Below are 7,046 nucleotides of genomic sequence, written 5' to 3' on the forward strand. Positions count from 1 at the left end.
AAGTAGGTTGGTCCTAACCTTTTTGTGTCTTTTATACATAATTAGCCTGATTAGGCTGATGAAGCTTATTAGCCCGGTTGGGCCAATTAAATATTAATATATGACAAAAGTTGTTGATAACAGAGTAAATTTTGCCAGCGTGCATAATCCGTTGCCATATCCGGATTTTCTCGATGTGCAGCTGAAGTCTTTCCGTGACTTCTTACAGTTGGATACTCCGCCTGAGGAACGCAAGAACGACGGTCTTTATAAGGTGTTCGCAGAGAACTTCCCTATCACCGATACGCGTAATAATTTCGTTCTTGAGTTCTTGGATTACTATATTGACCCGCCTCGTTACTCTATTGATGAGTGTCTTGAGCGCGGTTTGACCTATAGCGTACCTTTGAAGGCTAAGATGAAACTGTATTGCACCGATCCAGATCATGAGGATTTCGGTACATTCATTCAGGATGTCTTCCTGGGAACAATTCCTTATATGACCTCTAACGGTACATTTGTCATCAATGGTGCCGAGCGTGTTGTTGTTTCACAGTTACACCGTTCACCAGGTGTGTTCTTCGGACAAGGCATCCATGCCAATGGAACTGTTCTTTATAGTGCACGTATTATCCCTTTCAAGGGGTCATGGATTGAATTTGCTACAGACATCAATAATGTCATGTATGCCTATATCGACCGCAAGAAGAAGCTGCCGGTAACAACCCTTCTTCGTGCAATGGGCTATGAGCAGGATAAAGATATCTTGCAGATTTTTGACCTTGCTGAAGAGTTGAAGGTCAACAAGAAGAACATGAAGGCTGCTATCGGTCGTAAGTTGGCAGCGCGCGTGTTGAAGAGTTGGAATGAGGACTTCGTAGATGAGGATACGGGTGAAGTTGTATCTATTGAGCGTAACGAAGTCATCATGGAGCGCGAAACCGAGTTGACCGAAGATAATATCGACGAGATTCTCGAAAGTGGTGCTTCAACAATCCTGCTTCATAAAGACGCGGAGGCAGCCAATAAGTACACCATTATTTTCAATACACTGTCAAAGGATCCCAGCAACTCTGAGAAAGAAGCCGTCAACTACATCTATCGCCAGTTGCGCAATGCTGATCCTGCAGATGATGCCAGTGCACGTGAAGTCTTCCAGAACCTGTTCTTCTCGGATAAGCGTTATGACCTCGGTGAGGTAGGACGTTACCGTATCAATAAGAAGTTGGGGCTCGACACAGACATGGATACCCGTGTGTTGACTAAAGACGATGTTATTGAAATCATAAAATATCTCATCCAGTTGGTTAATTCCAATGCCACTGTTGATGATATCGACCACTTGAGTAACCGCCGTGTGCGCACAGTAGGAGAACAGCTTGCCAATCAATTTGCCATTGGTCTGGCACGCATGAGCCGCACTATTCGTGAGCGTATGAACGTTCGTGACAATGAAGTGTTCACTCCGACTGATCTTATTAATGCAAAGACTATCTCAAGCGTTATCAACTCGTTCTTTGGAACCAATCCGTTGAGCCAGTTCATGGACCAGACAAACCCACTTGCTGAGGTTACTCACAAGCGTCGTCTGTCTGCTCTTGGCCCTGGTGGTCTGTCACGTGAGCGTGCAAGTTTCGAGGTTCGCGACGTACACTATACTCACTATGGTCGTCTCTGTCCAATTGAGAGTCCTGAAGGGCCAAATATCGGTTTGATATCTTCCCTCTGTATCTATGCAAAGATCAATGATCTTGGTTTCATCGTTACCCCTTATCGTAAGGTTAACAATGCAAAAGTAGACATGGATAACAAGGATGTCGTTTATCTGACAGCAGAAGAAGAAGAAGACAAGATTATTGGTCAAGGAAACGCACCTCTTTCTGTAGATGGTGCCTTCCAGAGAGATACGGTAAAGTGTCGTCAGGATGCAGACTACCCGGTAGTAACTCCTGACCAGGTTGATTTGGTAGACGTTTCACCACAGCAGATTGCATCTGTTTCAGCTTCTTTGATACCATTCTTGGAGCATGATGACGGTCACCGTGCACTGATGGGATGTAATATGATGCGTCAGGCTGTGCCATTGATTCACAATGATGCACCTATTGTAGGTACCGGACTTGAGAAGCAGGTATGTGAGGATTCACGTACAATGATTACTGCAAAAGGTGACGGTGTTATTGAATATGTTGATGCAACGACAATCCGCATTCTTTATGACCGCACAGAAGAAGACGAGTTTGTCAGCTTCGAACCTGCATTGAAGGAGTATCGTATTCCTAAGTTCCGTCGTACCAATCAGAATATGACCATCGACCTTCGTCCTATCTGTGACAAGGGTCAGCGTGTCAAGGCAGGAGATATCCTGACAGAAGGTTATGCTACCGAGAATGGTGAATTGGCACTTGGTCGCAACTTGCTTGTTGCCTATATCCCTTGGAAGGGTTACAACTACGAGGATGCTGTCGTTATTTCAGAGCGTATGGTGCGCGAGGATGTGCTTACCTCTGTTCACGTAGACGAATATTCTCTTGATGTTCGTGAGACCAAGCGTGGTGTTGAGGAATTCACATCAGATATTCCAAACGTCAGTGAGGAAGCAACCAAAGATCTCGATGATAATGGTGTAATCCGTGTTGGTGCACGTGTAGAGCCAGGTGACATCCTCATTGGTAAGATTTCTCCAAAGGGTGAGAGCGATCCTTCTCCTGAAGAGAAGTTGCTTCGTGCAATCTTCGGTGATAAGGCTGGCGATGTGAAAGACTCTTCATTGAAGGCCAATCCTTCTTTGAGCGGTGTCGTCATTGACAAGAAACTGTTCTCTCGTGCTGTCAAGACCCGCGATTCCAAGAAACAGGATAAGATACTCCTTGCAAAGATAGATGAAGAGTATGAGGCAAAGAACAATGACTTGAAGGATATTCTTGTAGACAAACTGATGACGCTTACTGAAGGTAAGATTTCTCAAGGTGTGAAAGATTACACTGGTGCTGAGATTATTACCAAGGGTAGCAAGTTCACTGTTCCTACATTGAAGAACCTTGAATTTGATGGAATTCAGAGTAACAACTGGACAGATGATGATCACACGAATGCACTCATTCAGAAACTCATCATGAACTATATCCGCAAGTATAAGCTGCTTGATGCTGAAATGAAGCGCAAGAAGTTTGCTATTTCAATCGGCGACGAACTTCCTTCTGGTATTCTGCAGATGGCTAAGGTCTATGTTGCCAAGAAGCGTAAGATACAGGTTGGTGACAAGCTTGCCGGTCGTCATGGTAACAAGGGTATTGTTTCAAAGGTTGTCCGTACAGAGGATATGCCGTTCCTTGAAGACGGTCGTCCTGTAGACTTGGTACTTAATCCAATGGGTGTGCCTTCCCGTATGAACTTGGGACAGATTTTCGAAGCTATCCTTGGTGCTGCCGGTCAGAAGTTGGGATGTAAGTTTGCAACACCAATCTTCGATGGTGCTAAGTTGGAGGACTTGAAGGAATGGACCGACAAGGCTGGCCTGCCTAACCTTTGTTCTACCTATATCTATGACGGTGAAACTGGTGAGAAGTTCGACCAGCCAGCAACTGTAGGTATCACCTACTTCTTGAAGTTAGGCCACATGGTTGAGGATAAGATGCATGCCCGTTCAATCGGCCCATACTCACTTATTACACAACAGCCACTTGGTGGTAAGGCACAGTTTGGTGGTCAGCGTTTCGGAGAAATGGAAGTCTGGGCTATCGAAGCCTTTGGTGCAAGCCACGTATTGCAAGAGATCCTGACTATCAAGTCAGATGATACTGTTGGACGTAGCAAGGCTTATGAGGCTATCGTGAAAGGTGACCCAATGCCGACACCTGGTATTCCAGAGTCACTCAACGTATTACTGCATGAACTTCGTGGTCTTGGTCTGAGCATCAAACTCGATTAATGTGAACACCCTAATTGAAAGATAAATATGGCTTTTAAGAAAGATTCAAAAGTAAAGAATAATTTCACGAAAATTACCCTTGGACTTGCCTCTCCGGAGGAAATCCTGGAAAATTCGTATGGTGAGGTTACCAAACCTGAAACCATAAATTATCGAACATACAAGCCTGAACGCGACGGTCTTTTCTGTGAACGCATCTTTGGTCCTACACGCGACTATGAGTGCGCCTGTGGAAAGTATAAGCGTATTCGCTATAAAGGCATTGTCTGTGACCGATGCGGTGTAGAAGTGACTGAGAAGAAAGTACGTCGTGAGCGTTCTGGTCATATAGAACTCGTTGTGCCGGTTGCACATATCTGGTATTTCCGTTCATTGCCCAACAAGATTGGTTATCTGCTTGGTCTGCCAACCAAGAAGCTTGATGCTGTCATTTACTACGAAAAGTATATCGTCATCAAACCAGGTGCTATGGAAGGCAAGAAGGATGCTGACGGTGTAGAACTGAATGGTTCTCACAAGATGGATCTTCTGTCAGAAGATGAATACTTCGATATTCTTGATAATCAGGTAGATCCTAACAACGACTATCTTGATGACAGCGATCCTAATAAGTTTGTTGCCAAGATGGGTGCCGAGGCTATCTATGATTTGTTGATGGATATCGACCTTGATGGTCTTAGCTATGAATTGCGCGACCGTGCAAACAATGACGGCAGCCAGCAGCGCAAGACCGAGGCATTGAAGCGCCTTCAGGTTGTAGAGGCTTTCCGTGCATCGAAGGGAGTCAACAAGCCTGAGTGGATGATCATGAAGATTGTTCCTGTTATTCCACCAGAGCTTCGTCCGCTCGTTCCGTTGGATGGTGGCCGTTTTGCAACCTCTGACTTGAACGATCTCTATCGTCGTGTCATCATTCGTAACAATCGTTTGAAACGACTGATGGAAATCAAGGCTCCTGAAGTAATCCTCCGTAATGAGAAGCGTATGCTCCAGGAAGCTGTCGACTCTTTGTTCGACAACTCTCGCAAAGCTTCAGCAGTGAAGAGCGAAAGCAACCGCCCGTTGAAGTCTCTCTCTGACTCTTTGAAGGGTAAGCAGGGACGTTTCCGTCAGAATCTCCTTGGTAAACGTGTTGACTATTCAGCGCGTTCAGTTATCGTTGTAGGTCCTGAATTGAAGATGGGCGAGTGTGGTTTGCCTAAACTCATGGCTGCCGAACTGTATAAACCATTCATTATCCGTAAGCTTATTGAGCGCGGTATCGTGAAAACTGTTAAGAGTGCCAAGAAGATTGTAGACCGCCGTGAGCCGGTTATCTGGGATATTCTTGAGAACGTGATGAAGGGTCATCCTGTCATGTTGAACCGTGCACCGACACTTCACCGTTTAGGTATTCAGGCTTTCCAGCCAAAACTTATTGAAGGTAAGGCTATTCAGCTTCATCCATTGGCTTGTACGGCGTTCAATGCCGACTTCGATGGTGACCAAATGGCAGTTCACCTTCCATTGAGCAATGAGGCTGTCCTTGAAGCACAGATACTGATGCTTCAGAGCCACAACATTCTGAACCCAGCCAATGGTGCTCCTATCACGGTTCCTTCTCAGGATATGGTGCTTGGTCTTTACTATATCACCAAGATGCGTCCTGGTGCACAGGGCGAAGGTCTGACATTCTATGGCCCGGAAGAGGCTATCATTGCTCATAATGAAGGTCGCTGCGATCTGCATGCCAAGATTAAGTGTATTGTTGAAGATTTGGTTGATGACAAACCTGTTCGCCATATGGTTGAAACCTCTGTTGGTCGTGTCATTGTCAATCAGATTATTCCCGATGAAGTAGGCTTCTTCAATGATGTCATTTCAAAGAAAACCTTGCGTGGCATTATCTCTGATGTAATCAAGGCGGTCGGTATGGCTCGTGCCTGCTCATTCCTTGACGGTATCAAGAACTTGGGTTATCGTATGGCTTACGTTGCAGGTCTTTCTTTCAACCTCGATGATATTATTATCCCGGAGGAGAAAGCTAAGATTGTTGGCAAGGGCCAGGCCGAAGTTGATCAGATTAAGGCCAACTACGAAATGGGTTTCATCACAGATACCGAGCGCTACAATCAGGTAATTGATGCATGGACCCATGTCAACAATGACCTTGGTAACATTCTGATGAAGCAGATGACCGAGGCCGATCAGGGTTTCAACGCTGTATATATGATGCTCGACTCCGGTGCCCGTGGTTCTAAGGACCAGATTAAGCAGCTTTCCGGTATGCGTGGTCTGATGGCTAAGCCACAGAAGGCAGGTGCCGAAGGTCAGCAGATTATCGAGAACCCTATCCTTTCTAACTTCAAGGAAGGTATGTCTGTGCTCGAATACTTTATTTCTTCTCACGGTGCCCGTAAGGGTTTGGCCGATACCGCTATGAAGACAGCCGATGCAGGTTATCTGACCCGTCGTCTTGTCGACGTATCCCATGATGTGATTATCACTGAGGAAGACTGTGGTACACTGCGTGGTCTTGAATGCCGTGCGTTGAAGAATGGCGATGAGATTATCTCTTCACTCTATGAACGCATTCTTGGCCGTGTATCTGTTCACGATGTTATCCACCCAACAACGGGCGAAATCATCGTTCGTGCTGGCGAGGAAATCAATGAGGATAAGGCTAAGATTATCGATGAATCTCCTATCGAAATGGTTGAGATCCGTTCGGTGCTCACCTGTGAAAGCAAGCATGGCGTATGTATGAAATGCTATGGCCGCAATCTTGCTACTGCCCGTATGGTACAGCTTGGTGAGGCTGCCGGTGTCATTGCTGCACAGGCTATTGGTGAGCCGGGTACACAGTTGACCCTCCGTACGTTCCACGCCGGTGGTGTCGCTGGTAACGCTGCAGCCAATGCAAGCATTGTTGCCAAGAACGAAGCTAAGGTTGAGTTCGATGAACTTCGTACGGTTCCGTTCAAGGATGATGACGACAAAGACTGCCAGATGGTTGTGAGCCGGTTGGCCGAAATACGCTTCGTTGATCCTAACACCGAGATTGTATTGAGTACGCTCAACGTACCTTATGGTTCTTCACTCTACTTCAAGCAGGGCAACCGCGTAAAACCGGGCGACCTTATTGCTAAGTGGGACC

The 7,046-nt window shown here is 46.0% G+C and carries 2 protein-coding genes (1 of these 2 cut by a window edge); both read left to right on the forward strand.

The annotated features are described in order from the left end of the window. Positions 1-100: 100 nt before the first annotated feature. Positions 101-3,910: a DNA-directed RNA polymerase subunit beta gene (gene rpoB, locus EL210_RS12175; protein WP_018920526.1), complete on the forward strand. Its 3,810-nt coding sequence runs from the start codon at positions 101-103 to the stop codon at positions 3,908-3,910. 27 nt (positions 3,911-3,937) lie between these two features. After that, positions 3,938-7,046 carry the 5' portion of a DNA-directed RNA polymerase subunit beta' gene (gene rpoC, locus EL210_RS12180; protein ID WP_004376909.1) on the forward strand. 1,214 nt of this gene lie beyond the right edge of the window, so the window shows 3,109 of its 4,323 coding nt (coding positions 1-3,109); its start codon is at positions 3,938-3,940; the stop codon falls past the right edge of the window.

It is taken from the genome of Segatella oris (genome assembly GCF_900637655.1).
Taxonomy (GTDB): domain Bacteria; phylum Bacteroidota; class Bacteroidia; order Bacteroidales; family Bacteroidaceae; genus Prevotella; species Prevotella oris.

Excerpts from the sequence above, each read along its gene's own strand:
- rpoB (WP_018920526.1), top strand. The coding sequence starts at position 101 with ATGACAAAAGTTGTTGATAACAGAGTAAATTTTGCCAGCGTGCATAAT.